The sequence below is a fragment of the Agrobacterium sp. a22-2 genome, assembly GCF_012276985.1.
Lineage (GTDB): Bacteria > Pseudomonadota > Alphaproteobacteria > Rhizobiales > Rhizobiaceae > Allorhizobium.
In genome coordinates, this window is sequence record NZ_JAAXMM010000003.1 from 341,996 (window position 1) to 368,747 (window position 26,752).

Below are 26,752 nucleotides of genomic sequence, written 5' to 3' on the forward strand. Positions count from 1 at the left end.
GGCACTGTCGCGCCGCGTTTTTTGTCGGGTGTGGCGATGATTACGCCTTGGCGCGCTTCTTCTGGCGATAGACGTCGGCGACCACGGCAGCCACGATGATCATGCCTTTGACGATTTCCTGGTAATAGGCGTCCACCCGAAGGAAGGTGAAGCCGGAGGTCATGACGCCGAGGATGATCGTGCCGATGACCGTACCGGTGATCCGGCCGGCGCCGCCGGCAAGCGAGGTGCCGCCGATCACGGCTGCTGCAATCGCGTCGAGTTCGTACATCACGCCCATGCCGGCCTGGGCGGTCTGGGCACGGGCGGCGGTGACGACGCCGGCCAGGCCCGCCAGCATGCCGGCAATGGCATAGACCTTGATCAGATGGGCCTCGACATTGATGCCGGATACGCGGGCCGCCTGCACATTGGCGCCGATCGCATAGGTGAACTTGCCGTAGCGGGTGTAGCGAAGCGCGATGTGGAAGATGACCGCGACGGTGAGGAAGACCACGACCGGCCAGACGCCCGTGCCGATGAAGATGAAATCTTCATTGAGGCCCGAGACCGGCTGGCCCTTGGTGTACCACTTCGATATGCCGCGGGCCGTCACCATCATGCCGAGCGTGGCGATGAAGGGCGGGATCTTGGTTTTGGCGATCAGCTGACCGTTGATATAGCCGGCGGCAAGGCCCGCCAGGATGCCGATGGCGATCGGCACGACGAACGGAAGATCGGTGAGGCCCGGATAAAGGGCGCGCGGCCAGGTCGAGGCTTGGGCAAGACTGGCAGAGAACATCGCCGTCATGCCGACCACCGAGCCGGAAGACAGGTCGATACCGCCTGTGATGATGACCTGGGTGACGCCAACGGCGATGATGCCGATCACCGAGACCTGCAGGATCATGATGGTCAGGCGTTGCTGGTTGAAGAGGAAGCTCTGGCCGACGAAGACCCAGCCGAGAATTTCGTAGACCAGCGCGATGCCGATCAACACCAGCAGGATGTTGGCTTCCGGCGGAATACGCCGGCGCTGGCGGCTAGGTTTCAGGTCGCTTTCGGCTTTTGCCACGCTATTGTTCATTGTGTCCTCCCTGACGGTCCTTGGACGGTGGCGCTAGCGCGCCGCCAGGTCCATGACCTTGATCTGTGTGGCGTCCTTGCGGTCGAGAAATCCGGTGACGCGGCCCTCATGCATGACCATGATACGGTCACTCATGCCCAGCACTTCGGGCATTTCCGACGAGATCATGATCACCGCGACGCCGAGCTTGGTCATTTCGGAAACCAGGCGGTGGATCTCGGCCTTCGCCCCGACATCGATGCCGCGCGTCGGCTCGTCGAGGATCAGGATACGCGGATTGGTGAGCATCCAGCGGCCGATCAATACCTTCTGCTGGTTGCCGCCGGACAGGTTCTCGATGCGCTCGTTCATGCTCGGCGTCTTGACGCGCAGCTTGCGACACATGTCCTCGCATTGCGCCGAGAGTTCGCTTTGCTGCACGAAGCCCTTGCTGACGAAGCGGTCCTGCAGCACGGCCAATTGCATGTTTTCCAGCACGTTGAGGATCAGCAGGCAGCCGGTCTCCTTGCGGTCTTCAGTCAGAAACGCCATGCGATTGCGGATTGCTTCCGTCGGGCTGTGGATGTCGACCGGCTTTCCGTCGATTTCGATTGAGCCGGAAGAGGCGGGCGTCACGCCGAACAGCGTCTCGGCGACATTCGAGCGGCCGGAGCCGACAAGGCCGGCCACGCCGAGTATTTCGCCGGCGCGCACCTCAAAGGAGACGTCCTGAAAGACGCCGTTGAGCGTCAGGTTCTTCACCGACAGCAGCACCTCGCCGAGTGGCACGTCTTCCTTGGGGAACATCTGGGTGATCTCGCGGCCGACCATCATGCGGATGATATCGTCGCGGGTCACGTCGCTGGAAGCATGGGTGCCGATATATTTGCCGTCGCGGAACACCGAGAATTCGTCGGCGATCTCGAACAGCTCGTTCATCTTGTGGGTGATGTAGACGATGCCGATGCCCTGATCGCGCAAGCCCCGGATGATCTGGAAGAGATGCTCGACCTCGCGTTCGGTCAGCGCCGATGTCGGCTCGTCCATGATTAGTACGTCGGATTCGTAGGAGACCGCCTTGGCGATCTCGACCATCTGGCGATTGGCGACCGAGAGGTCGCCGACCTGCGCTTCCGGATCGAGGGCAATATTCAGGCGCTTGAAAAGATCGGCGGTCTTGCGATGCATCTCGCCGTGATCGACAAAGCCGAAGCGGTTGAGCGGCTCGCGGCGGATCCAGATATTCTCCGCCACGGTCATGAAGGACATCAGGTTCAGCTCCTGATGGATCATGGCGATGCCGTTCTCAAGCGCGTCGAGTGGCGATTTGAGACGGATGTCGACGCCTTTGAGCTGCACCTTGCCCTGGTCGGGGTGATAGATGCCGGCAAGGATTTTCATCAGCGTCGATTTGCCGGCGCCGTTTTCGCCCATCAGCGCATGCACGCTGCCGCGCTTCAGGCGAAAGGTGACATTGTCGAGGGCGACGACACCCGGGAATTCCTTGCGAACGCCCTCGGCCGTCAGCAGATATTCCGAATTCGGGATCGCACCGCTTTTGCGCACAGCGGCCATCGTTGTCGGGCTGACCATGTCAAAACCTCCGGGAACAGCAAGCAGGGTCCGAACGCGGGCTGCCGCCCGCGTTCGGCATTCTCGTCAGGAGGAGATCAGTTCTTGGCCTGGTAGTCGGCGAGGTTTGCCGGCGTGACCAGCTCGAAGGGAATGAAGACCTTCTTTTCGACCGCTTCGCCCTTGGCCAGCTTCAGTGCCGCATCGACCGAGCCCTTGCCCTGGCCGGCGGCGTTCTGGAAGACGGTGACATCGAGATCGCCGGCGGACATGGCGGCAAGCGCATCCTGCGTGGCGTCGATGCCGGCGATCACGACGGAATCCATGGCGCGGCCGGCAGCTTTCAGGGCTTGAACGGCGCCGATGGCCATTTCGTCATTGTTGGCGATGACAGCGTCGAATTCCAGACCGGCCGACAGCCAGTTGGTCATCAGGTCGGCGCCCTGGGTACGCGACCAGTTGGCCGTCTGCTCTTCGACGATCTCGATGCCCTTGCAGGCGTCGGTGCCGAGAACGTTATGGATGTCCTGGGTGCGCATGCGGGCCGCCTGGTTGGACAGTTCGCCCATCATCACCACGGCCTTGCCCTTGCCGCCGAGAAGCTTGCACACTTCCTGGGTCTGCAGGGTGCCGGACTCTTCTTCATTGGAGGCAACGAAGGCCTGCTTTTCGGGCAGGGTGTCGAGGTTGACCGGCTGACGGTTGACATAGACCAGCGGAATGCCGGCGTCTGCGGCAATCTTGGACATGGCGGCTGTCGCATCGGTATCGACCGGATTGACGATGATGGCATCGACGCCGGCGGCGATGAAGTTCTGGATCTGGCTCTGCTGCTTGGAGACGTCGTTCTGGGCGTCCTCGACCTGCAGGGTCACGCCGTCGAGGGTCTTTGCATAGTCCTGCATGCCGCCGCGCAGGACGGTCAGGAAGTTGTCGTCGAACAGCGCCATCGACACGCCGATGGTCTCGGCATGGGCAGCCGTGCTCAACAGAACGGACAGGCTGGCGCCCAACAGGAATTTCTTCATGGTCTTTCCTCCTCACATGGTGTCCGGCCCACCGGGGTTTGCCGGAAACCGACCTCTCCCGGGTCGGTCGAGCATTTGATGGTCCGCGCTCCCGACGCGGTTGGCAAAACGGAATAAACAGACCGCTTGCTAAGAAATGCAGATAATTTATTCCATTTTTCCGCATGGTCGTCAACGGGTTCCATGCACGAATGCGCTCAAATTCTCGCAATCGGTTTGATTTGCTGGATTTTTCCTCTCAATTCGACTGAATTTCATGTGGAATTTTCATTCCATATTGATCGCTGTCAGGCGATGCCCCCTCTATCTCGACCGATCCGGTCCTGTCTTAGACTCGTCTGTTCGGCCAGAGTCGATTCCGCTTTGGACGAGAAGCGTTGACAGTGTGTTCCTTGGCCGTGACTGGCGCTTTCGGTCGATCGGGGCCAATTAGGGAGCAACCGCCGCACGCCGGCGACCGTAACCCTTGGAGTTTGAGCCATGACCAGTGGACTTCATCATGTGACCCTCATCACCCGGCGGGTGCAGGAGAATGTCGATTTCTATGCCGGTTTTCTCGGCCTGAGGCTGGTCAAGCGCACGGCCGGATTCGAGGACGCCACGCAACTGCATCTGTTTTATGGTGACAGCGTTGCGACGCCGGGATCACTGGTGACGTTTCTCGTCTGGGAAGACGGATCGCCCGGCCGCGTCGGTCATGGTGCACCCAGCGAAATCGCCCTTGCCATCGCGCCTGACGCCATCGGCTTCTGGCTGACGCGGGCACTGCAGTTCGGCATCAAGCTGAGCGGCCCGGCCGCCGAATTCGGCGAACCGGTGCTGCGGCTGACAGATCCGGACGGCGTGATCGTCAAACTGGTCGGCGCGCCGGATACAGGTCATGCCAATCCCTGGACAGGCGCCGGCGTGCCGGAACAGTTCGCCATCCGCGGGCTGAGAGGTGCGACGATCCTCTCGGAAAAACCGAGCGAGACCGTTGCCTTCTTGGAACGCCATATGGGCTTTGCGGCCGGCCCCGAGAGCGGCGCTGTCCGCCGCCTGACGTCTGAGGCCGGCGAGATCATCGACGTGCGCAATGCCAGCGGTTTCTGGACGGCCGCACCCGGCACCGGCACGATCGACCACATCGCCTTTCGCGCCACTGACCGGGCCGAAGTCGAGCGGGTGCGGGATGGCCTTCCGGTCGGCGAGCAGCTGCTGGCCAATGTCCATGACCGTACCTATTTCTACTCGCTCTATGTCCGCGAGCCGGGCGGCACGCTGCTTGAGCTTGCCACCGACGGTCCAGGCTTTGCCATCGACGAGCCGGTCGACGCGCTTGGCTCAAAATTGTTCATTCCGCCGCATTTCCGCGGCGAGGACACCGATATCACAACCATGTTGCCGCAGTTTGCGCTGCCAGGAGAGATGAGAATGCCCCATAGAGACCTGCCTTTCGTCCACCGCATCCATCAACCGGAAAACCCGGACGGCACGACCCTGATCCTGCTGCACGGCACCGGCGGCAATGAAGCGAGCCTGATGCCCTATGCCAGCCGCATGGCGCCGAATGCCACGCTGATCGGCGTACGCGGCCGCTCGAACGAAGAAGGCGTTGCCCGCTTCTTCCGGCGCTTAAGCATGGTGACCTTCGACCAGAAGGACATCGCCTCGGAAGCCGACGCCTTCGCCGCCTTTGTCGAGGGTGCGCGGGAGGCCTATGACATCGACCCGGCCCGCACCGCCTATCTCGGCTATTCGAACGGCGCCAACATGCTGGGGGCCATGATGCTTCTGCATCCGGGTCTGGTGAACAATGCCATCCTGCTGCGGGCGATGAATGTACTGGAACACCCTCCTGCCGTCGATCTGACCGGAACCCGGGCGCTGATGATCAGCGGTGCGCACGATCCCTACGGCGTCCATGCGCCGGAACTGCAGACGCAGCTGGAAAAGGCCCATGCGTCGCTGACATCCCATGTGATTTCGGCCGGCCACGAGATCGGCATGCCGGATGTGCAGATGGCGCGCGACTGGCTTGACGCATTGAAGCTCTGAAACGGCTTGAAGCCTGAACGACAAAAGCGCCGCTCGTCATCGTGACGGGCGGCGCTTTTGGTTTCGGTACGTTGGGCCTCAAGCGTGGCAACAGCCGCAAGGAACGGCGACCTACGTCATGGGCTGACGAATTCGGCAAAGCCGGCGACGAACCCATCGAGCCTTTTGGCCGTCGCCTCGTCGATGAGCCGGCCTTCGGCGTCGAAGACCTCGCCGGCCCGCGGGACCATCAGCCGTTTGCCCGACCAGGTGCGGGCGCCGAGCGTATGAAGCACCGTCAGCCAGGCATTCTGGCTGAGCTGCGTGCCGAAATTACCGGGTGAGGTGCCCGCGATGGCGAAAGGCCGGTTGCCGAACACCTTTGCGATGTCCGACGACGGACGCGACAGCCAGTCGATGGCATTCTTGAACACGCCGGGAATGGAATTGTTGTATTCCGGTGTAAACAGGATCACGCCATCGGCCGCCTCGATCTGGCTTTTCAGCGCCTGCACGGCCGCCGGAATGCCCTCGGTGGCTTCCAGATCGCCGTCATAAAGCGGAATGCCCTGGATAGTGCCGGCCGACAGGGTCACATTACTGCCGGCCCGCGCGATGGCGGCGTTCAGCAAGGCTGTATTGTAGGACCCCTTGCGCAGGCTTCCGGAGATGCCGAGCAGTTTTACCATGACGTATCCTCTCTGATGTGATGTGTGACTGAGCCTAGCAAGTCTGCATTCCCGTGCCAGCCCGCAGACGCAAAAAAAGCCGGGAGACAGGCTCCCGGCTTTATTTTTCCGCGATGCCTCAGCGTCAGGCCAGCGGCTTCAGCTTTGCTTCGATCGACTGGCGGCGCGGTTCGAGGAAGGGCGGCAGCGACAGGCTTTCGCCCAGCGTTTCCATCGGTTCGTCGACGGCAAAGCCCGGGCCGTCCGTGGCGATTTCGAACAGCACGCCATTGGGCTCGCGGAAATAGAGCGAACGGAAATAGAAGCGCTCGACCTCGCCGCTCGACGGCAGGCGGAAACCGCGTAGGCGCTCGGCCCACTGGGTCAATTGCTCCACATTGGGCGTGCGGAAGGCGACGTGGTGCACGGCACCGGCACCCTGATGGGCCAGCGGCAGGTTCGGCTGAACGGCGACATGCAGTTCGGCGGCCGGTCCGCCTTCGCCCATCGAGAAGACATGCACGGTGCCTTCACCGTCCGGATCGGGGTATGTGCCAGTCTCCGTCATGTTCATGACGTCGGTCAGAACAGCTTGCGTATTGGCGATATCCGGCACGCTGATGGTGATCGGGCCAAGGCCGCGGATCTGGTGTTCGGCCGGCACCGGGCTTTTGGCCCAGGGCTGCGAGGAACCGATGCCGCCGTCATCGATCAGCCGGAAGCGCTGGCCTTCGCCATCTTCGAAATCGAGCGACAGGCGGTCGCCGGTCGTGGTGATCTCGCCGGCCTTGACCTTGAGCGTCTCGAAACGGGCTTTCCACCAGGCAAGCGTTTCCGCGCCGGACACCCGAAGGGCGGTGCGCGAAATGCTGTGGGTGCCGCGGCGTTCGCGGCCGACCGGCCAGTCGAAGAAGGTAAGGTCGGTGCCGGGCGTTGCCTCGCCATCGGCATAGAACAGATGGTAGGCGCTGGTATCGTCCTGGTTGACGGTTTTCTTGACCAGCCGCAGGCCGAGCGTCTGGGTATAGAACCGCAGGTTTTCCGGCGCATTGGCGGTGATGGCGGTCAGATGATGAATTCCGGTAAGCTGCAAAGTCATGGCTTAAGCCTCCTTGGGCCAAACCACATGCTGCGGCAGGCCCTTCGTTGTGTGGGCTCTATATCGCGCCGTTCCACCGAGGTTTAAAGCCATGCGGCGAGAACGCATTGTTCATAAAACGATCGCGAAAGCCATCAACCGCCATCGAGTATCGTTCATGTGTCGAAGCCGGCCATGTGGGTGAATGTCTCGACGCGTTTGCGGCGCAGGCTGCCCGGCGCGTATTTGGCGATCCAGCTGTCATCGGGTTCCAGAAAGGCGCTGAAGCCGGCCGGCGGCGCCGCTGCTGCGCCCGCGCTGCGGCGGCTGGTCGCCTCCTGCACCGAGCGGAAATAATAGTGGAAGAACAGCCGGTTGAATTCGGTGAAATAGATATCCGCGGCCCGCAGGTCGCCGCGGATGATCAGCATGTTCTCGTCATTGCTGGTGGTTGACGGTTCACTGAAATTGGCCGAGCCGGTGACGACGATCGGATCGGCGCCGAGTGGATCGCGCAGCAGGAATTTCGAATGGATGAAGCTCACATGCTGGTTGAGGCCGAGGCGGCCGGCCGACGTTTCCCTGGCCCACTGATGTAGTGGTTCGCGCAGGTAGGAACCCCAGGCCTTGTAGACATTGTTGCGGGCATTGAGGGCCACGAAGGGCGTCGAGCTGCGCGGATTGGGCTTGTCCTCTTTCTCCAGGAGGAAGAAGGCCAGATGGCTGCCGGCATGATTGTCCGAGAGGCGTTGCTTGAAGACGGCACTGATGCCGAAGGCAAGCGTGATGCAGGAGAGATGTTCGGCGCTGTCCAACAGTTCCGCATAGAGGTCGAGCATGTCGAGACCGGAGCGCGGGCTGAAAACGGGCGTCACGCCTTTGGCGATGTCGGCAATCGCGGTCGGAGCCTGGCCGATCGCCATCACCTGGCGCCGCAGTTCCTTGGTCTTCTGACGGCCTTGCGGATCGTCCTTGCCCATGCTGCCCGGATCGGCGGACAGGACGTGCCAATAGGCCGTGAAGGCCGCCGCTGCATCGCTGTTGCGCAGCCAATGGCCGACATTGGTCTGGCCATGGATACCGCCGACCGAGAGATTGGTCGAACCGGTCCAGACCGCGTGCTCGGTGCCGTCCTTGTTCTGCCAGACCATGAACTTGTTATGCTGGATATCGCCCGGCTGTGCCTCGCGACGGATGATCGCTGCGGCCGGAAAGCCGGTTTTGTCGATCAGTTCGAGGTTTTCGGTGCGGGGAAAGCTCTTCTTGACGATCTCGCCGGTGGTCTTGTCGCGGGTCTCGTTGTTCTTGGCATCGATGATGATGCGGACATCGACGCCATCGTCGAGCGCCTGCTTGAGCGCCTCGACGACCGGCGCATAGCGGAATTCGTAGAAGCAGCAGAGCAGCGTGTCGCCCTGCTTCGCCTGGGCGATGAAGCGCAGCATGGCTTCGTCGAGGTCGCGGCTCAGCCAGTCGAGCGCCCGCTGGCGCTTCGGCTCTTCCAGATCGTCTGGCCGCTTGTTCTCGAATTCCCGCCGGTAAGCCTGGCTGCTGGCGACGCCGCGATTGAAGAAGACGTCGTGTTCTTCATTGGAAAACAGTGGCTCGGTCTTGATGGTGATCGGGATCGGTGGTGCAGACCGGTCGATGTTCTTCGGCTTTCCCTTCAGCGGGAAGAAGCGGTATTCATAGGTTCGTCCCGGTTTGGCGGTAAAGTCATCGTGGACGAAGCTCTGCACCGGATGATTGAAGGTGGTGACCGAAGTGGTCTCGTCCGGATGGGGCACGACCTCCTCGAACACTTTGAAGCCGTAGAGGAAATAGCGCTGGTCTTCCGTGGGGTCGGTGCGCTCGATGGCAAAGCCGAGCAGGCCGGACGTGTCGGCCTGCCGGAAATCGACGGCAAACGAAACCGTGTTGGTGCCGGTGACCGCATAGACCCGGTAACCGCCTATCTCGTCCGATTTGAACCGCATGATCGTGTCTCCGTGGAATGGTGGCGGGATAGAGGATGGGCGGTTGCTCAGAAGATGATGGTTTCACCCTGCCGATCGGCCTGCGACTTGCTGTAGGTGACCAGATGCGTTGTGGCGCCGGCCCGATCGACCAGGCGGATTTCTCCACCCTTGTTGGAAAGCTGCACCGAGTTGCGCGGTAGCAGCACCGTCGTTGCCATTCCCGGAGCAAGGGTCACGTCCTTGATGCCGAAGCGCTTGCTCATCTTGTCGACCAGGAACCAGCCATCGAGATTGACGGTCTCGATACCTGTATTGACCAGGGTCACGGTTTCCTTGCCCGGGTCGTCGCCCATCGGGTTGACCAGTGCTGCGACGATCTTGACCGCGCCGCTGACGACGCCTTGCGTCCCGCCCGCCTGCGTTCCGGTCACCACGGCACCGCCGCGCGGGTGTTCGGCTGCGGGGCCAAGATAGGCCGGATAGAAGGTTCTGACGAAGCGCTCGCTCGGGTCGAGAAACAGCTTCATGTCATAGCGGGCGCCATTGATGACGGCCTCCTTCGGAGCCCGTGCGCCGCGATGGGCGCGCACGGCGCCGAGCGCCATCAGGCCTTCGACGCTGCAGCCGACAAAGAAGCCGCCGATCGGCTTGGTCAGCGGACGGGTGGTGCCGGCCTCGTAATCCGGCGCATCCCAGCGATAGGAGATGGTCACGGATTCCGGAAACCGCTCCTGTCCGTCCTTGTATTGGCCGCGCAGGTAGGTGATGCGGTCATCCTTGAATCCGGGCAGGCGGTTGCGGTCGATCTGCGAGGCGAGGCCGTCGTCGAGATGATACTTGTACCAGAAGTGATAGCCTTGGACCTTCGGGCCTTCCTGCTCGCCGACGAAGACATGTTCGAAGCCCGAGAGGTCGCGGTCGCCGCCCTGGGCAAAGCGGCGGAACCATTGCTCAGTCAGCGTCGCATACCAGCGGTCGCGCGAAACCGGGGTTCCAGTCTCCTCCGAGATATAGGCGCGGGCCACCTGCATCGGCGCCGTGTCGACGATTGCCTCCAAGAGGTCGTGGACTTCGGCGCGCTCCTCGGGCGTTTCGATTTCGGCAGCCTGTTCGTCCAGCACGTAGTTGTTGAACAGGGCCCGTGCCAGGTCGTAGGTCGAGCGCTTGCCCGGCGGTATGACGACTTCCGAAAGAACCTTGAGGTCGTCAAGCGGCCCGGCGGTCTCGTCGGTGTTCACGACGCGCACGAAACCCGTGTCGGCAGAGCCCTCCGCCCCGGCCAATATCGGTTTGACGCCATTGCCGCTTTGGTCGGCATCCCAGATCTGCTGATAGATATCCATTTCGTTTCTCCCATTTAAACGAAAGCCTGGTTCTTCCAATCGGCACTCTATCGCTGCGTGTTCAAGCTTTAATGACAGCTGCGACGTGCATTTTCGCCGCATTTCGGGCAGCCGGATGGGCTGCTACGCACAAGGTCCCGGCAGGGCCAGGGACGTCTTGCTGGAATGTCGGGTTTCCACCCATGCCTCCAGATCCGTCTGAAGGCCGATGAACAAAGCCAGCGCCCGTCTCGCCGCCCGCCCGGGCATTGTTCCATCTTCGATCGCACATTTGAAGGAGATCTCTGCGACGTCGGGCCTCGTATCGTGCGCCTCGAAGAACCACAGCGTCAGCGAAAATACGCCGGTGATAGTCTCGCTCAGCCGGATGCGGGCGCCCTCGAACACGAATTCACGGATGATCGGACCGCCGATCAGAACCACATCGGGATCAAAGGACTGATTGGACCCGGCAATGACGTCTCCAAGCGTTGGGAACCGCGATTGCAGATTGCCGAGGCTGTGGCTGGACTGGTCCCAATCGACGGTCTGGCGGGTAGAGAGGGAGAACCGGCTGCGAATGGATCGTCTTGCCGGCAGCAGGACGGCAGAGTGGCCGGTGTCGGGAATATCGATTTCGAGCGGCGCTATATCTTCCTCGAATTTGGTCTCGGCCTTGTCGCTGCTTCCCGTCAGCCTGGTTGAGGCGACAACGAAGAAGTCCGGCATGCGCAGTTTCAACGTGAGCTGGGCGCGCTCGGCCGTCTCGTGCTCATCCTTGACCGTCACACGCTGACGGAAAGCAAGATCGGCCATGGACAAGGTACAATCCGGCGTATCCCAGAAGCGAACGATCCGTTCCTCGGCCGGATCGAACTGCCGCTCGGCGCGGCTGCGATCGCCATTGCGACGATCCAGCCGGTGATCGATCACCGGCTTCAACTGGTCGTTCCAGAAACTGTTTGCCGTATTTCGCGACACTTTTCCCTGAAACCGCGCTGGGTCCAGGAGAAGCTTGTATTCGCGCGCCATCAATCTGTGCAGCATGAACCCCGTCCCCCGGAACACGCACATCCTGAGGTTCCCCTCAGGGCACGACAATGCGCTTTGACGTGCATTCTGGCAAGACTAAACTCAGGATGGCAATTCCATTTCAGGTTCCATGACAACCGGGATATTTCGAACCGTGGTTTTAGCCGGAAAATGTCACCTTGGCCTCGAAGCCATCGGACCGTCCTGCCGCCGGCGAACGGATGTCGAGGCGCCCATTCATCTGGGTGAGCAACCTGTCGACGATGGAGAGGCCGAGGCCAGAACCCGGTCTGGTCGTCGTGCCACGGCCGAAACGGGTGCGAATGCTAGCGAGTTCGTTCTGGGACAGCGGTCTGGCGCCATTCGTGACACAAACGGTGCCGTCTGAGTCCAGGCGGATCTCGACGGGTTCATCGGGAGCGCCGTGGACCAGGGCGTTTTCGATCAGGTTGCGCATGACGATGGCAAAAGCGTCCTCGCTGACCGACCGGATCAGTGTCGCCCCGGGCTGTGGCATATAGCGGATTCGGTCCGGATTCGATGATGCTCTCTGGACATCGGTGACCACCAGGTCCAGCACCCGGGCAAGATCGATCGGAGCCTCGGTGGCGCCGATGCCGGCTTCGGCCCGGGCGAGCTGCAACAGCTTTTCGGCGAGCTTTGCCAGTTTAGACAGGGAGGTCTCGATCTGCCGGGCACGGGCCTTGGCTGGTCCCTCCCGCAACTCGCCGATCAGCATCTGCGTCTGCGCCAGTGCACCGGCAATCGGCGTTCGAAGCTCGTGGGCGCTGTTGGCGGTGAATTCCCGTTCGGCATCGAGCGCGGCGCGCAGGCGCGATAGCAGGAGATTGACGGAATGGGCGATCGGTTGCAGTTCGATGGGCAGAGCGGGGAGGTGCATTTCCGCCAGGTTGCCGCTGTCCTTGCCGGCGATCGCCAGGCGCAGATCATCGACCGGGGCGATCATGCGCCGGACGATCAGCCAGACCACGAGCACGCTTAACGGAACGAGCAGCAGCACCGGCAGCAGCAGGGCCGTGCCGCCCTCCATGGCTGCTTCGCGGCGATGGCCCATGGAATCGGCCACCTGCACGAAGACCGTGTTGCTTACCGAGGCGGCGGTATAGATGCGATAGACGTCGCCCTGCCAGAACCCCTGCTTCAGCGGCGCCTCGAAGGGGGCGGCGGAAACGTCGTGCGAGTGCAGGAGAACACGGCCCGAGGCATCGCGTACCTGGTAGGTCAGGTGTTCTTCATCCCCTGGCTTCGTCACGCCTTGAAGCTGCCGGGGGCCGCTCACCTCGGCGCGCTGGAACAGGTCATCGATCACCAGGGGCATCAGCCGTTCGGCGGTTTCCTGCAGGGCGCTGTCGAATATCTCGCCGAACTCGTCCTGCATGACCATGACGCCGAGCCCCGCGGCCAGCAGCCAGAAGGCGGTGATGGCGCCGGTCAGCCAGAGGATCAGTCGGCGCGTCATGCTGCGTGTCCTGCTGCGTATCGGGGCCATCAGCGCTCTTCCACCTTGTAGCCGACGCCGCGGACGGTCACGACATTGTCCTTGCCGAGTTTCTTGCGCAGTCGGCTGACATAGACCTCCACCGTATTGCTTTCGATTTCCGAGCCAAAGGCATAGAGGGCTTCCTCGATGCGTGCCTTGGAAATGACCGCACCCGGTCGGGCGATCAGCACATCCAGCACAGCCCATTCCCGGCCGGACAGCATGACCTCCCGGCCATCGGCCAGCACGCGACGATCGCCGGCATTGATGACGAGATTGCCGACATGAACAAGCGGCACCGGACTGCCGCCGTAGCGCCGGGCGACGGCCAGCATGCGTGCCGTCAGTTCTCCCAGGTTGAAGGGCTTGACCAGATAGTCGTCGGCGCCGCAGTTCAGCCCCTCGATCCGGTCGGAGATCTGGTCATGGGCGGTCAGGATGATCACCGGCGTCGCATCGCCTTTCTGGCGCAAGTCCTTGAGCAGGCCGATGCCCGAGCCGTCCGGCAGGCGCAGGTCGAGCAGGATGAGGCCGTAACTGACGGCCCGCAGCGAACCGCGCGCATCGTCGAGCGTCTGCATCCAGTCGACGGCATGGCCGCCGGCCGTCACGTAATCGCGAACGGCCTCCCCGAGAATGGCGTCGTCTTCGATCAAAAGAACTCTCACGCCGTGTGGCTCCCTTTATGAGACTGCGCCCTGACCGGGCATGCTGGTGCGCGCCGGACGGCTGCGGTCGCTGTCGCCTGCCAAGCTGACAGCGACCTGAATTTTGCGCAAGCCTCTGAAAAATATAGATGGCGCGCGTTCAGCCGACCGTCAGGTTTCAGGCTCAGAACCATCCGTGTCTTCTAACCCGATGGAGAAACCAAATGAAGATTTTCTTTGCTGCCGCCGCCGTCAATGTCGTTCTTGCCGGTGCCGCTTTCGCTTCCGACAAATGCAATGTCCCGATGACGGACTGGCAGCCGCGCGAAGCCCTGCAGACCAAGCTTGAAGGCGAAGGCTGGAAAGTGCGCTCGATCAAGACCGAAGACGGCTGCTACGAAGCCTATGCGATCAACGCCAAGGGCGAAAAGGTCGAAGCCTATTTTGACCCGAAGAGCCTTGCCTCCGTCGACATGAAGATCGAGAACTGATCGATGAATGCCACCGTAAAAGTGTGGGACCCGTATGTCAGGGTCTTTCACTGGGCGCTGGCGGCAAGCTTTGCGATCGCCTGGCTGACGGCCGACGAGATGAAGGACCTGCACGAGTTCGCCGGCTATGCCGCCGGCGCACTCGTCGCCTCCAGGCTGGTCATGGGCTTTGCCGGCTCCCGCTATACCCGTTTCAGCCAGTTCGTCAGAAGCCCAAGGGCAGTCCTGTCCTATGCTCGCGACATGATCGGCAACCGCGACCGTCGTTATCTCGGCCACAATCCGCTCGGTGCCGTCATGGTTCTGATCCTGATGGCCGGCATGGCATCGATCGCCTTGACGGGCTGGATGCAGACCACGGACGCCTATTGGGGCGTCGAATGGGTCGAGGATGTGCATGAGACGCTTGCCAATCTTTTGCTGGTCTGCGTCGGACTGCATCTGGTCGGCGTTCTGGTCGAAAGCCTGCGGCACCGCGAAAACCTCGTGAGAGCCATGGTGACAGGCCGCAAACGCGCGCCGGCCTCTAACGATATCGTCTGAGCCGCGCTCTGATCGCCGATTCCTTGAACGACAGAAGACACCGCGACGGTCACGACGCGGTGTCTTCTGTCGTTGGCTATCGTGTCTGGCGGAAACCCGGATTTGCCCGTATGCCAAGATGGTGCGATTCATTTGGTACATATGTCGGCTCTTTTACGATAGGAATGCGTTTCCTATTCTAGTGTTTTTTCACGGAAAGAAGCGTCGATGCCTTTTAGCGACCCTCACCATCCTCTCTGGAAGCCAGAGAACCTTCGTCGCGCCATCCATGCGGCAGGCGTGGCGCTCTGGTCGTGGAACGTCACTAACGACCATTTTACGATGGACGAGCAGGCTTTCACGCTCTGGGGGCTTGCCAAACGCGGCGACGTGAAATTCGAAGACCTATCGGCCCATATTCATCCGGCCGATAGAGATCGTGTGCGGGCAGCCTTTACGGCGACGCGGGGAATTGTCGGGGCCTATGAGATCGATTTCCGCATCATGGTGGCGGACGAAATCCGCTGGATTTCGGCCCGGGGTCTGGGCGACGATGCCGCTCTCCACGAGGGACAGATGTTTGGCGTTTTTCTGGATGTGACCGGACGCAAGCAGGCTGAGGAAGGCAACGAGTTGCTCGCCGGCGAAATGAGCCATCGGGTCAAGAATCTGCTGGCCATTGCCGTCGGACTTACCAATATCACCTCGCAGTCGACGACGACCGCAAAGGAGATGGCGACGGAACTGACGGGGCGATTGTCGGCCCTTGGTCGCGCCCATGATCTCGTGCGTCCCCTACCGGGCAGCCAGGGACACGCAGCCCTTTTGGGCGACCTTCTGTCGGTTCTGCTATCGCCTTATGAGGATCTCGGTGCCTTCAAAGGCCGTATTCGGGTCGCCGTGCCTCGCATGGGCGTGGGCGAGGCTGCAGCTACGGCCCTGTCTCTCATTTTCCACGAACTGGCGACGAACTCCCTGAAATACGGTGCACTCTCCGTGGATACGGGAATTCTCGATCTTTCAGGCACTACCGACGATGACGATGTGACGTTGACGTGGACCGAGCGGGGCGGGCCGAAGGTGGAACCTCCCAACGGGGCGGAGGGCTACGGAAGCAAGCTGCTCAACCGAAGCGTAACCGGCCAGCTCGGAGGGACCATCACCTATGACTGGTCGGTCGAGGGGGTCGTCGTTATTCTGAAGCTGAAAGGCGAAAGACTGGCCAAGTAGACAGACGATCGGCATCCGTTTCAAACAGCTGAAGTTCAGCCCCTATTGGCGACCTATGACGCAGCTGCCGTCCGGCAGGCGGAGACCAGATCGAGCGCCCGGTCGCGCACCGAGGTCTCGACATGCATCATGCCGAGCACGGTGTGGAACAAGTTGTCGTGGGAGGTCGGCTTGACCGCTTCCGCCTGGAGGCAGGCCTGATCCATGTCTCGCTTCTCCTCCTGGCCCTGCCAGAGCACGAAGGGCACATGGGTCTGCTGCGACGGCGCGATCATGTAGGGTGCCCCGTGCAGATAGAGGCCGAACTCGCCGAGCGATTCGCCATGATCGGACATGTAGATCATCGCGGGCGACAGACGGTCCTGTCGCGCTGCCAGCTTGTCGATGATCGTTGCCAGGACATGATCGGTGTAAAGGATCGTGTTGTCATAGGCATTGACGATTTCCGACTGAAGGCAATCGGCGAACTCCGCCGTGCGGCAGTCCGGGGTGAATGTCCGGAAGCTTTCCGGATAGCGCTGGTAGTAGGCCGGGCCGTGGCTGCCGATCTGGTGCAGGACCAGAACCGTATCCTGATCGACCTTGTCCATCCAGGCGTCCAACCGGTCGAGCAGCACGCCGTCCTCGCATTCGCCGTCCTTGCAGAAGCGGGGATCCTTGGTGTCCGGCATCGACTGCTGGGCGACACGATTGGCGATCTGCTTGCTACCGGTATTGTTGTCCCACCATTCCGCCTTGATGCCGGCATGGGTCAGCACATCCAGCAGGTTCTCGGTATCGAGACCTTTGGCGTGGCTGTAGGCTGCCTTGGGATAGACCGAAAACATGCAGGGCAGGGAGACGGCCGTCGCGGTTCCGCAGCTGCGGGTGTCGGTGAAGTAGGTGATGTCGCGCTTGGCGAGTTCGGGATTGGTCAGCCGTCCATAGCCATTCAGCGAGAAGTTTTCCGCTCTTGCGGTTTCGCCGGCGACGATGATCGTCAGCCGTGGCTTACGCGATCCGGCCGGCAGGCCTGCCACATGGGCATCGCGGCCGAGCGGCTGGACCACGATGTTGCGTTCCGCATCGCGGTGGATGGCGTAGCGCACGGCGCTGGCGATCGGCATGAAGGGATTAAGGGTCGCGAACCAGTCGCGATGTTCGCGTGTTACGGACGCATAGGTGCTGGCATGGGAGAGGCCGGCAGCGACGAACACGATCAGGCACGGCAGGATGACGGCGAGGTTCCATTTCACCTTTTGCAGGAAGGGACGGTGCACGATCCGTACCAGGGAGATCAGAACGGATGGCAGGACACCGTAGAGCGCCATGTGCAGGAGAAAAGCCGGCGTCATCAGGTGTCCGGCCTCCGCCGGCGTCGTCTCGGCGGCGTTGCGGATCATCTCGACGTCGATGATGATGCCGAAATGATCCATGAACCAGGATCCGGCGGCGCTGGCCAGAATGAGGCCGATGAACAGCGGCTTTGTTGCGTATTTGACGGAAACCGTGACGCAAGCGGCAATGAAGATCGCCGCCAGGCCAAGCGCCAGCATGCCGGTGGCAAGCGGCTGATCGGCCATATCGGCAAACCCCTTGGACCAGAAGGTCTGGTTGCTCAGCAGCAGAAGATAGAGGGCGGTGACCGTGCTCAGCGTGGCGCTGCCGATGGCTGGCCGCGTCAGACAGAGGCGCTGCGAGGGGGCGACAATCGTGCTCACGGAGGTTCCTTTCGATCTGCGGATCGCGCGGGATCTGGAACTGCACGCTACGGATGGCGCTCCGTTTCCATTTTCGCGACACGGGCTAGATCGTCGGTTTTCCTGACAGCAGCCTGAATGCTGCGCAGACCGTTCAGCACCCTGTCAGGTTGCTCGTCGATATGGAGTTCTATCGAAGGCGAGGGTCTGCATGAAATCCAAGCTAGTCACCCCGGGTACGCTGTTGATTGCAGTGCTGGTCGCTATCGTCCTGGCCATACCGATGGCAACGGAACACCGTAAGAAGACGCCGCATTTCGGCTTCGATAGCGTCCAGCCGTTGCGGACAAGCGCGCTGACCGGCGATCGGCCTCTTCGCATGTTGTCTGCGGCATTTCGGGGAGGCCCCTGGATTCCCTCTTGAAAAGCCGACGGAACAGGCGGGATTGCGGGGGCCTGCCGCCCGGCATTCGGCAATTGCATGGCCTGGAAAACTGTGCGACAACTTCGATCGCGGTTGTGCTGGGGAGAGCATGGTCGCAATTGGGAGCAGAGATATTATCCAGTGTTGTATGGAGTCGTTTGAGGCTGCTCCCTAATTTTCGACTAGGAAATATTTTTGGGAGGAGAGCCATGTCGCGGACCGCTTTGTCCGTCCACTCGCTTTCGATAAAGTCGGCGCTGGTGATCGATGATCACCCGCTGTATTGCGATGCTTTGGCCACGACGATGGAGAGCATCTTCAATACGCGCCGAATTCGAACAGCGACTTCGCTGGGTGAGGCGCTGCAGCAATTGCGGCTGCGGTTTTCACCCGATCTGATCATGCTTGATCTGAACCTGCCCGATGCGTCGGGCCTGAGCGGATTTCTGAAAATCAAGGAAAAAATCCCGGATGTGCCGGTGATCGTTATCTCGGCAATCACGACAGAGGGCGTCATCCAGTCGGTCATTGCCGCCGGTGCCGCCGGGTTCATCCCCAAGGATATCGGTCGCCAGTGTTTCCAGGATGCCATGCAGGATATCTGGAATGGCAAGACCTATGTGCCGCCCGGTTATACCATGCCGGCCCGCGCCACGGCCACGGATCGGTCGGCGGAAACGATCTCGCGCAAGATCGCCCATCTGTCGCAGCAACAGACCCGCATTCTGGGGCTGATCTGCGAAGGCATGCCGAACAAGCTGATCGCCTACGAAATGCAACTCGCCGAAGCGACCGTGAAGGCGCATATCACCGCACTTCTGCGGCGGCTGGGTGTCCATAACCGGACGCAGGCGGCAATGCTGGTCCGCGAGGTCTCGATCCGCCACAGCCTGCAATGAGCCATGGCGGACCAAGGCGACGCTCTGGAAAGCACAGGATGACGGCGCATGACGGCTGTCGACGATCTTGACCGTAAGCCAGCGGAGGCGGTGCGGCTTGCCGTGTCGCATGCCGAGGATGCCGCCGTTGCCCTGGCCGAGATCCGGCGGCAACTCGCGACGTCAAGACCGAGCTTCATCCTTCTGTTCGTGCCGAACAGGTTGCAACCCGAAGACTTAGCCAAGGCGCTGCGCGGCGCCTTGCCGGACACGGTTGTCTTCGGTTGCACGACGGCTGGCCAGATCACGTCGCGCGGCTATGAAGACGACGCCCTGCTGGCGATCGCCTTCGAGCGCAAGCATTTTCGGGTGGCCTCGACCTTGTTCGAGCCGATCTCGCCGGTGTCGATCGCCGATGTCGTGTCACAGACGGAGCGGCTCGCCTCGCAGTTCCGCGCCACGCCGGGCCGCAAGCGCCTGGCCCTGATCTTTGCCGACGGCTTGTCGAAGCAGGAGGATATTCTGGTGGCGGCCTTGGAAGCCGGGCTGAAGGATATCCCCGTGTTCGGCGGTTCGGCCGGCGACGGGCTGCGGTTTGAGAAAACGCAGGTGCTGCGCAATGGCGAGTTCCACAGCAATGCCGCGCTCCTGCTGCTCTTGGAGACCGATCTGGCGTTCAGCGGGCTGGGTTTCGATCATTTCCAGCCGACCGAAAAACGCATGGTCGTCACCCGCGCCATTCCGGAGGAACGGCTGGTTCTGGAAATCAACGGCTCGCCGGCGGCGCAGGAATATGCCCGGATGATCCAGGTGCCGGTGGCAGACCTGTCGCCCAAAATCTTTGCCGAAAACCCGGTTCTGGTGCGCAATCGGAATCTCTATCATGTCAGGGCCATCCAGCAGATCCACGGCGCAAACGGCCTGACCTTCCTGTCGGCCATCGATGACGGCCTCTTGCTGACGCTCGGTCGCGGCAAGGAGATCATCCGCACGCTCGATACGGGGCTTGCGGTCAGCGACAAGGACGGCGACGCGCCCGATTTCATCCTGGGCTTCGACTGTTATCTGCGCAAGCTGGAGATCGAGCGCAAGGGCCTCGACACGGAGGCGTCCGAGCGATTCCGCGAGCGCCGGGTGGTCGGCTTCAGCACCTACGGCGAACAACATCTCGGGGTGCACGTGAACCAGACCTTCGTCGGCGTCGCCTTTTTCCGGCCAAAGGGAGGGGCGCCGCTGTGATCAATCCGGATGAACCCTACGAGATGCAACTGGCCAAGCAGGCCAAGATCATCGAGGCGCTGATCAACCGCGCCGAACGTGGTCATGACGTTGGCGGCTCAGCCTATTCGCTGTTCGAATCGGCGATCGCGCTGCAGACCGAGGTCTGGGAAAAGACCAAGGACCTGGAAAAGGCACTCGATACCCTGGGCAGGGCGTCGAGCGAACTCGAGATCGCCTATCAGGCGCAGGAGCGCATCCAGCGAAACCTCGCCGATGCCATGGTCGCCATGGAAGGTGGTTTCGCGCTGTTCTTCGAGGAGCGTTTGCAGGTCTGCAACGCGCAGTTCCGTCACCTGCTTCCCGATGTCGAACCGCTGATCAAGCCGGGTCTCGGTTTCGAGGATTACCTGGCGGCCGTCAATGCCAGCAAATATCTGAACCAGGACGAGAACGGCGTGACCGGCCGCGCCCAGCCGGTGGTCAAGGCCCAGAGGGCCGGCCAGCGCTTTTCGTCCTTCGTCATGGCGCTTCGAAACGACCGCTGGTTCCAGATCTCCTACCGGCAGACCAGTTCCGACAACATCACCGTGCTGCAGACCGAGATCACCGATATCGTGCGGGAGAACCGTCGCGAGAAGAACCGGCTGATCGACCAACAGGCTCACTTTCTGCAGGCGGCCTTCGATCATATGTCGCTTGGCATCTGCACGTTTTCGTCGCGCGGCGACCTGCTGGTGCGCAACGAGCGCTTCGGCGAGCTGCTCGGCGTGCCGCTGTCGCTTCTGAAGAAGGGCAGCCGGTTCCAGCGCATCGTCGACCATGTCGAGCGCCATGAGATTCTCGACCGCAGGAGCAATCGTCCGGAATTTGCCCGCTGGTTCAAGGCCATGCGCCGTGGCGAGACGGTGCAGGAACGGTTCCGCCGCCGCGATGGCATGAGCCTCGACATCCGTATCCATTCCCTGCCGGACGACGGTTTCATCGTGTCGATCATGGACGTGACGACGGAGAGCGAAGCGGCGGCACTGCTGGAGCAGCGGGTTCAGGAGCGGACCATCGAGCTGACCGAGGCCAATCGCCAGCTGCAGATCCACGCCGACGAACAGACCAAGATCGAAGGTGCGCTTCGGCAGGCCAAGGAAGCGGCCGAGGCGGCCCACACCTCCAAGACCCGCTTTCTGGCGGCCGCCAGCCACGACCTTCTGCAGCCGATCAATGCCGCCAAGCTCTATCTCTCGATGCTGACGGAAACGGTGGAGCAGCCGGGGGCGAAGGAAGTGGTCAGCCGGCTCAACCGGTCCTTTACCTCGATCGAGCAGCTGCTGCAGGCGCTTCTCGATATCTCGCGCCTCGACAGTTCGGGCGCCGAGTTCAACATCACGTCCTTCAGCCTGGGCAGCCTGCTGCAGGGCCTGGCCGAGGATCTGGCCCCATTGGCGGCGGAAAAGGGGATCCAGTTGCGGATCGTGCCCTCCCTGCGCTGGGTGACCAGCGATCAGCGCTACCTGATGCGCTGTGTCCAGAACCTGGTGGTGAACGCCATCCAGTACACGGAGCGCGGCCGGGTGCTGGTCGGCTGCCGCCTGCATGGCAATCGGCTGCGGATCGAAGTCTGGGATACCGGCGTCGGCATTTCCGAGGAAGACCAGACGCGGATCTTCAACGAGTTCACGCGGGTCGGCGGGGCGGGAAAAGGCACCGGAATGGGGCTTGGCCTGTCGATCGTCGAGCGGGCCTGCCGGCATCTCGAACACCCCGTCCGGCTGGTGTCGCAGCCGGGCTGCGGATCGGTCTTTTCGATAGAGGTGCCGCTGGCCGCCGCCGGCCATGACAATGCCTCCGAGAATCCGCTGATGGAGCGGGTGCCCGAAGGTAGCCTCGATCTTATCGTCATGGTGGTCGAGAACGATGCCGACGAACTGCACGCCATGACGCAGATGCTGGAAAGCTGGGGCGCCAGCGTGCTGGCGGCGGGCTCGACGGCCGATGCGGCGGCGCTGATGCAGGAAATCGGCACGGCGCCCGACATTCTGCTTGCCGATTACCAGCTGGACGATGGCGACAACGGTATCGAGACGATCCGCACGCTGCGGGCGCTGGCCGGGGTCGAAATCCCGGCGGTCATCATTTCGGCCAACCGCCAGCGGGAGTTCCTGCGGCTCGGCAATGAAATGTCGTTCGCCGTGCTGACAAAACCGGTGCAGCTGGTGCGGTTGCGCGCCCTGATCGACTGGAAGACCCGGGCGCGCGTCGCGTGAAACAAACACAGACCAAGGTCTCCGGTGACATCGCGGCAGCCGTCGCTAGGCTGATCGCCAACAAACGGGGACCTGAAAACGGGTCCGCAACGGGAGGTTTTTTCATGCGCGTTCTTGTGCTTGCTCTGGTCCTGCTGGGCATCGGTCATGGGCCGCTGGTCGCTGCCGAAACCTATGACCTTCTCTTTCCGTCGACGGCGCTGAAGGGACTGGACACCGCGCCAAGCCCTGATGCCGGGCAGAGCACGCTGGTCTATGACAGGGTCATCTCCGGCGTCGGCCAGGAACAATTGGACGGCACGTTCAGCATCGGCCTGAAGATCAAGCCTGACGACAATGTCGCGTTGACGCTCTATCAGGGCACAAAATCCCGCGGGCTCGGCAGCTACCCCGTTTCGGTTGGCAATCCGGTGATCATGTATTTCCTTGAGAGTGCACTGGGCGATATCGCCGCCCAATCAGGCGGCAGCCCGTTCTATTTGCGCAACCGCATCAAGGATGCCCTTTTGCGCGACGCGCAGATCGTGCCGGTGTCGCTGCACTACCAGAACCGCGAGATCAAGGCGCGCGAGGTCACTATCAGGCCGTTCACCAATGACAAGGCCCGCGACAGGATGGGGCGATTTGCCGAACTGGCGCTGGCCGTGACCATATCGGAAGACATTCCCGGCTGGTATTACTCGCTGGTCGCCACGGTTCCGGCAGCGCCGGGTGCCGCAGCCGGCTATTCCAACGCCATCACCTTCAAAACTGCGGATGGCCAGCCATGATGCGGGCCGTCCTCTCGGCGCTGGTCACCCTGGCCGCCGCCATGCCGGCCGGCGGTCAGAGCATGTCCGATCGCCTGAACGACTATCCGACGGAGGCCAGGGCCGATTATGTCTTCGGTTGCATGGCGGCCAACGGCCAGAGCCGCACGGCGCTGCGGCAATGTGCCTGTTCGATCGACGTGATTGCCTCGATCCTGCCTTACGAGAAATATGTCGAGGCCGAGACGGTGCTGTCGCTGCAGCAGGCCGGCGGCGAACAGATGGCAATGTTCAAGTCGGCCGTCGTGCCGCGCACCATGGTGGCGGATCTTCGCCGTGCCCAGGCGGAGGCCGAAATTCTCTGCTTCTAAAAGCCGTCTTAGACTGGCGGCGTTTTCGGCAGGACACGGTCGAAGACATTGCCTTCCGTGTCGACCGCGTGGATGGTCAGATCCGGCGCGCCGTTGTCGATATAGCTGAAGCGGAACGCCGGGTTCTCGCTGACCGAAATTCCGCCTTCCAGCGCGAACAACAGGTCGTCGCCCTGCCTGACCTCAAGTTCGCTGATGAAATGGGCGCCGATGAACAATTGGGTGATCTGGTCACGCTGCAGGCCGGAATAGTTTGGATGGCGGATCATGATCTGCGCCTCGCGGCGGGTGTTCGACATCGAAGCCGTGCCGTCGAAGAGTTTCAACCGCATCTCGCCCATGCCGTTCAGCGCTGCGGCCGGATCCTTGGTGGCCGGCGCCGAGCAGCCACCGGAGGCCTTGACGAAGCGGCCGGTCATGAAAGTGCCCTGTGGCGTCTCGGCAATCGCCCGGATATTGGAATACTGATTGACGCGGACCCGGGTTTCGAACTTGAGCGGCGTCATGGCCGGGCCGAAGCGGATTTCGGCGGCCAGCGGCGCCGGGTTCTCGTCGATCACCAGCTTGATCGACTGAATCGGGCCGCCCGCCGGGTCCGTCTGCTCGATCGTGACCGGAACCGTCGCGGCATCGTTGGCGCGGTAGGGGGCGGTCACGGAAAACAGGGCGGCGCCATCGCGAAGGTCCGTCGTGCCGACGATATCTTCCTTCAGCGCGCTCCAGGTCGGTCCTTCGATCAGCGGATTGTCGGCCGTGTCCTGCTGGGCGGTGGCAAGGCTTGCCGCCAGCATGACGGACATCCCCGCGAGCATCAGTCTCATGGTTCAAGGTCCCCGTTTCAAGGACAGGGCACGACATCAGGTCGCGCACTAAAACAGTATAAGCCGAAATGCCAATCTGCAGAACCGAGCCTTTCGGATGTGTTGCCGGCGCGCATGGGCGGACGCAGGCTTGGCGGGCCACAGGCCAGGGGAGGGTGAGCATGTTCGAAGCATTCGTGACCATGTGCATGCTCGCCGTCGGTGGCCCCGACGCTGGTGTGGCCGGTGAGGCCTGCCGGACCGCCCTGCTGCCGGGCTTTGCGGCGGAGACGAAAGCGTCCTGCGAGCAGGCGGTGCGTCTCGTCGCGCGCCGGCCGGTGGACGGGACGAAGGAGGATCTGCCGGTCTGCGCGCCGCGAAGGCCCTCGACGCTTGAATTCAGTGAGGCGGCGCCGGGTGTTTTCGTGCATCGCGGCGTCGTGGCCGAGCCGGATCCGGCCAATGCCGGCGACGTTTCCAACATTGCCTTTGTCGTCGGATCGACCAGCATCGCGGTGATCGATGCCGGCGGCTCGCGCCAGGTCGGTGAAGAACTCTATCTGGCGATCCGCGAACGCAGCGCCTTGCCGGTCAGCCATCTGATCCTCACCCATATGCATCCCGATCACGTCTTTGGTGCCGGGCCGCTCAAGGAGGCAGGCGCCACGATCCTCGGCCAGGCCAACCTGCCGCGCGCCCTTCTGGATCGCGCCGAGAGCTATCAGGCGAGTTTCACCAGGCTGATCGGCGGCGCGACCTTCCTCGGCAGCCGCATCCCCGTGCCCGACCGGGTGATCGCGGCGGAAGAGGCGATCGACCTCGGCGGCCGAGTCCTGGAGCTCAAGACATGGCCGACCGCCCATACCGCCACCGATCTGACGGTGTTCGACCGGACCTCCGGCATCCTCTTTGCCGGCGATCTGCTGTTTGATACGCATACGCCGGCGCTCGACGGATCCTTGCGCGGCTGGCGTGCCGTTCTTTCGCAGATGGAAGGTCTGCCAGCCACACGGGTGGTGCCCGGCCATGGCGGACCGCTGCTCGGCTGGCCGCAGGCGGCAGAGCCGGTTGAGCGCTATCTCGGCGTGCTGGAGGCCGATGCGCGAAAGGCGATCGACGACGGACTGGCGCTCGGGCCGGCGACAGAGACGATCGGGCGGAGCGAGGCGGGCCATTGGCAACTGTTCGACCTGTTCAACCCGCGCAATGCCACGGTCGCCTATACGGAGCTCGAATGGGATCCTTGAAGGTGCGGCTTACTTCGGCATGTGTTTCAGCAGGATCTGGGCGATGGCATAGGCGCGCTTTTCCAAAAGCACCGGCGTTTCGCAGACATAGGTGAGCGCCTGCGAGCGGTCGCGGTAGATGCGCTCGTCCCAGTCGATCTGCTCTTCCAGCTTGTCGATCCGGTCGAAATCGGGCTGCGTCTCGCCGGACAGTTTCGCCATCTCGACCCGGCTGCCGTCGATCCGTGACGACAGCGCAATCTGGCTGCGGGAATAGCGGGCGATCCCGGCGATCAGCCTTTGCCGGTTGCCGGCGATCGCGTCGAATACGCCATAGAAGATATTGCCGAGTATTTGGCCGTCCACCGGCCCTTGCGTCTCGACGAATGTGCCGACCTCGGCTTCCGCCTCTTCCAGCGTCACGCGGCGAAGCGACAGCTTGGCCACCAGATCGGTGGCGGCCGGCGACAACGGCATGCGGGTCACGGCCGCCGGCCACATCAGGCTGGCCGAGAGGTTCTCGACCTTGCGCTGGATGCACGGCCAGTCGGGATCGGAAAAATCCGCAGCCCCTGTCATGTCGGGAGCAAGCGTCAGGCAAAGCGCCAGTCCAAACGCCAGACCAGGTGAATGACGAATGGCTCTCATCATCGTGTCTCCGTGTTCGATCGATGCTCAGTATAGGCGGGCGAGAGGAGATGCCAAAGGTGCCGATTTACACACTAAGGTCGCAGTTGTGTTTGCGCTTGGCCCGTCTGTAATCTGCAGACAAGGCCGCATCAGGCGACCGATAGAGAACTTAAAGTCACCGGGAGGCATTTCATGCGCACACGCGCTGCTCTGGCTGTTCAAGCCGGAAAACCCCTTGTTGTTACCGAAGTCGAGCTCGAAGGCCCACGGGCCGGCGAGGTGCTGATCGAGGTGAAGGCGACCGGCATCTGCCATACCGATGATTTTACGCTCTCGGGCGCCGATCCGGAAGGCCTGTTCCCGGCCATTCTCGGCCATGAGGGCGCCGGCATCGTTGTCGATATCG

At 62.1% G+C, this 26,752-nt stretch carries 24 protein-coding genes; 11 read left to right on the forward strand and 13 right to left on the reverse strand.

Annotated features, from left to right (window positions below; genetic code table 11):
* Positions 1–40: 40 nt before the first annotated feature.
* The 3 genes from HFC70_RS07075 to HFC70_RS07085 all read right to left on the reverse strand — a co-directional run bounded on the left by HFC70_RS07075 (position 41) and on the right by HFC70_RS07085 (position 3,645).
* Complete coding sequence (locus HFC70_RS07075) at positions 41–1,066, reverse strand: ABC transporter permease (RefSeq protein ID WP_168472510.1); 1,026 nt, start codon at positions 1,064–1,066, stop codon at positions 41–43.
* A 33-nt stretch (positions 1,067–1,099) separates the two neighbouring features.
* Positions 1,100–2,638: a sugar ABC transporter ATP-binding protein gene (locus HFC70_RS07080; protein ID WP_168472511.1), complete on the reverse strand. Its 1,539-nt coding sequence runs from the start codon at positions 2,636–2,638 to the stop codon at positions 1,100–1,102.
* Between the two features lie 77 nt (positions 2,639–2,715).
* Positions 2,716–3,645 (reverse strand): sugar ABC transporter substrate-binding protein, encoded by a 930-nt coding sequence (locus HFC70_RS07085; protein WP_168472512.1) that lies wholly within the window; start codon positions 3,643–3,645, stop codon positions 2,716–2,718.
* A gap of 480 nt (positions 3,646–4,125) precedes the next feature.
* Between HFC70_RS07085 and HFC70_RS07090 the strand changes: the two genes are divergently transcribed.
* Entirely contained in the window at positions 4,126–5,682 is a 1,557-nt protein-coding gene (locus tag HFC70_RS07090) for a VOC family protein (protein ID WP_168472513.1), read from the forward strand.
* 116 nt (positions 5,683–5,798) lie between these two features.
* Here the strand turns inward: HFC70_RS07090 and HFC70_RS07095 are convergent, their stop codons facing one another.
* From HFC70_RS07095 to HFC70_RS07125, 7 genes are all read right to left on the reverse strand, one after another.
* Positions 5,799–6,350, reverse strand: coding sequence for an NADPH-dependent FMN reductase (locus tag HFC70_RS07095; RefSeq protein WP_168472514.1), 552 nt, complete (start codon positions 6,348–6,350; stop codon positions 5,799–5,801).
* Between the two features lie 124 nt (positions 6,351–6,474).
* On the reverse strand, positions 6,475–7,428 hold the full coding sequence (locus HFC70_RS07100) for a ring-cleaving dioxygenase (RefSeq protein WP_168472515.1): 954 nt from the start codon (positions 7,426–7,428) through the stop codon (positions 6,475–6,477).
* 155 nt (positions 7,429–7,583) lie between these two features.
* Entirely contained in the window at positions 7,584–9,383 is a 1,800-nt protein-coding gene (locus HFC70_RS07105; RefSeq protein ID WP_168472516.1) for a phospholipase D-like domain-containing protein, read from the reverse strand.
* Between the two features lie 47 nt (positions 9,384–9,430).
* A complete protein-coding gene (locus tag HFC70_RS07110; protein WP_168472517.1) occupies positions 9,431–10,708 on the reverse strand; it encodes a hypothetical protein in 1,278 nt (425 codons plus the stop codon).
* 123 nt (positions 10,709–10,831) lie between these two features.
* Entirely contained in the window at positions 10,832–11,734 is a 903-nt protein-coding gene (locus tag HFC70_RS07115) for a hypothetical protein (RefSeq protein ID WP_168472518.1), read from the reverse strand.
* A gap of 145 nt (positions 11,735–11,879) precedes the next feature.
* The gene (locus HFC70_RS07120) at positions 11,880–13,199 is read right to left on the reverse strand and encodes an ATP-binding protein (RefSeq protein WP_168472519.1); all 1,320 of its coding nucleotides are present in this window, start codon (positions 13,197–13,199) and stop codon (positions 11,880–11,882) included.
* Positions 13,200–13,228: 29 nt separating this feature from the next.
* Positions 13,229–13,888 carry a response regulator gene (locus HFC70_RS07125; RefSeq protein ID WP_168472520.1) on the reverse strand — a complete coding sequence of 220 codons (660 nt, stop codon included), beginning with the start codon at positions 13,886–13,888 and terminating at the stop codon, positions 13,229–13,231.
* Between the two features lie 203 nt (positions 13,889–14,091).
* Here HFC70_RS07125 and HFC70_RS07130 point away from each other — a divergent pair, with 203 nt between their 5' ends.
* From HFC70_RS07130 to HFC70_RS07140, 3 genes are all read left to right on the forward strand, one after another.
* Positions 14,092–14,358, forward strand: coding sequence for a PepSY domain-containing protein (locus HFC70_RS07130; protein ID WP_168472521.1), 267 nt, complete (start codon positions 14,092–14,094; stop codon positions 14,356–14,358).
* Positions 14,359–14,361: 3 nt separating this feature from the next.
* Positions 14,362–14,901: a cytochrome b/b6 domain-containing protein gene (locus HFC70_RS07135; RefSeq protein ID WP_168472522.1), complete on the forward strand. Its 540-nt coding sequence runs from the start codon at positions 14,362–14,364 to the stop codon at positions 14,899–14,901.
* Between the two features lie 207 nt (positions 14,902–15,108).
* Positions 15,109–16,110 carry a sensor histidine kinase gene (locus HFC70_RS07140; protein ID WP_168472523.1) on the forward strand — a complete coding sequence of 334 codons (1,002 nt, stop codon included), beginning with the start codon at positions 15,109–15,111 and terminating at the stop codon, positions 16,108–16,110.
* Between the two features lie 53 nt (positions 16,111–16,163).
* On the opposite strand, the gene HFC70_RS07145 is transcribed toward HFC70_RS07140, so the two are convergent.
* Positions 16,164–17,810, reverse strand: coding sequence for a phosphoethanolamine transferase (locus HFC70_RS07145; protein ID WP_368669564.1), 1,647 nt, complete (start codon positions 17,808–17,810; stop codon positions 16,164–16,166).
* A 612-nt stretch (positions 17,811–18,422) separates the two neighbouring features.
* Between HFC70_RS07145 and HFC70_RS07150 the strand changes: the two genes are divergently transcribed.
* The 5 genes from HFC70_RS07150 to HFC70_RS07170 all read left to right on the forward strand — a co-directional run bounded on the left by HFC70_RS07150 (position 18,423) and on the right by HFC70_RS07170 (position 23,690).
* On the forward strand, positions 18,423–19,112 hold the full coding sequence (locus HFC70_RS07150) for a response regulator transcription factor (RefSeq protein WP_168472524.1): 690 nt from the start codon (positions 18,423–18,425) through the stop codon (positions 19,110–19,112).
* Between the two features lie 48 nt (positions 19,113–19,160).
* Entirely contained in the window at positions 19,161–20,330 is a 1,170-nt protein-coding gene (locus tag HFC70_RS07155) for an FIST signal transduction protein (RefSeq protein WP_168472525.1), read from the forward strand.
* Positions 20,327–22,570 (forward strand): hybrid sensor histidine kinase/response regulator, encoded by a 2,244-nt coding sequence (locus tag HFC70_RS07160; RefSeq protein ID WP_168472526.1) that lies wholly within the window; start codon positions 20,327–20,329, stop codon positions 22,568–22,570. The genes HFC70_RS07155 and HFC70_RS07160 overlap by 4 nt, the downstream gene beginning before the upstream one ends.
* Positions 22,571–22,674: 104 nt before the next feature.
* Positions 22,675–23,340 carry a hypothetical protein gene (locus HFC70_RS07165; RefSeq protein ID WP_168472527.1) on the forward strand — a complete coding sequence of 222 codons (666 nt, stop codon included), beginning with the start codon at positions 22,675–22,677 and terminating at the stop codon, positions 23,338–23,340.
* Complete coding sequence (locus HFC70_RS07170; protein WP_168472528.1) at positions 23,337–23,690, forward strand: hypothetical protein; 354 nt, start codon at positions 23,337–23,339, stop codon at positions 23,688–23,690. The genes HFC70_RS07165 and HFC70_RS07170 overlap by 4 nt, the downstream gene beginning before the upstream one ends.
* A gap of 8 nt (positions 23,691–23,698) precedes the next feature.
* Here HFC70_RS07170 and HFC70_RS07175 read toward each other — a convergent pair whose 3' ends face one another.
* A complete protein-coding gene (locus HFC70_RS07175; RefSeq protein WP_168472529.1) occupies positions 23,699–24,511 on the reverse strand; it encodes a quinoprotein dehydrogenase-associated SoxYZ-like carrier in 813 nt (270 codons plus the stop codon).
* A gap of 161 nt (positions 24,512–24,672) precedes the next feature.
* On the opposite strand from HFC70_RS07175, the gene HFC70_RS07180 reads away from it, so the two are divergent.
* On the forward strand, positions 24,673–25,737 hold the full coding sequence (locus tag HFC70_RS07180; protein ID WP_168472530.1) for a quinoprotein relay system zinc metallohydrolase 2: 1,065 nt from the start codon (positions 24,673–24,675) through the stop codon (positions 25,735–25,737).
* A 9-nt stretch (positions 25,738–25,746) separates the two neighbouring features.
* On the opposite strand, the gene HFC70_RS07185 is transcribed toward HFC70_RS07180, so the two are convergent.
* On the reverse strand, positions 25,747–26,364 hold the full coding sequence (locus tag HFC70_RS07185) for a hypothetical protein (protein WP_168472531.1): 618 nt from the start codon (positions 26,362–26,364) through the stop codon (positions 25,747–25,749).
* 174 nt (positions 26,365–26,538) lie between these two features.
* Between HFC70_RS07185 and HFC70_RS07190 the strand changes: the two genes are divergently transcribed.
* On the forward strand, positions 26,539–26,752 hold a 214-nt coding region (locus HFC70_RS07190), incomplete at its 3' end, for an alcohol dehydrogenase catalytic domain-containing protein (protein ID WP_168472532.1).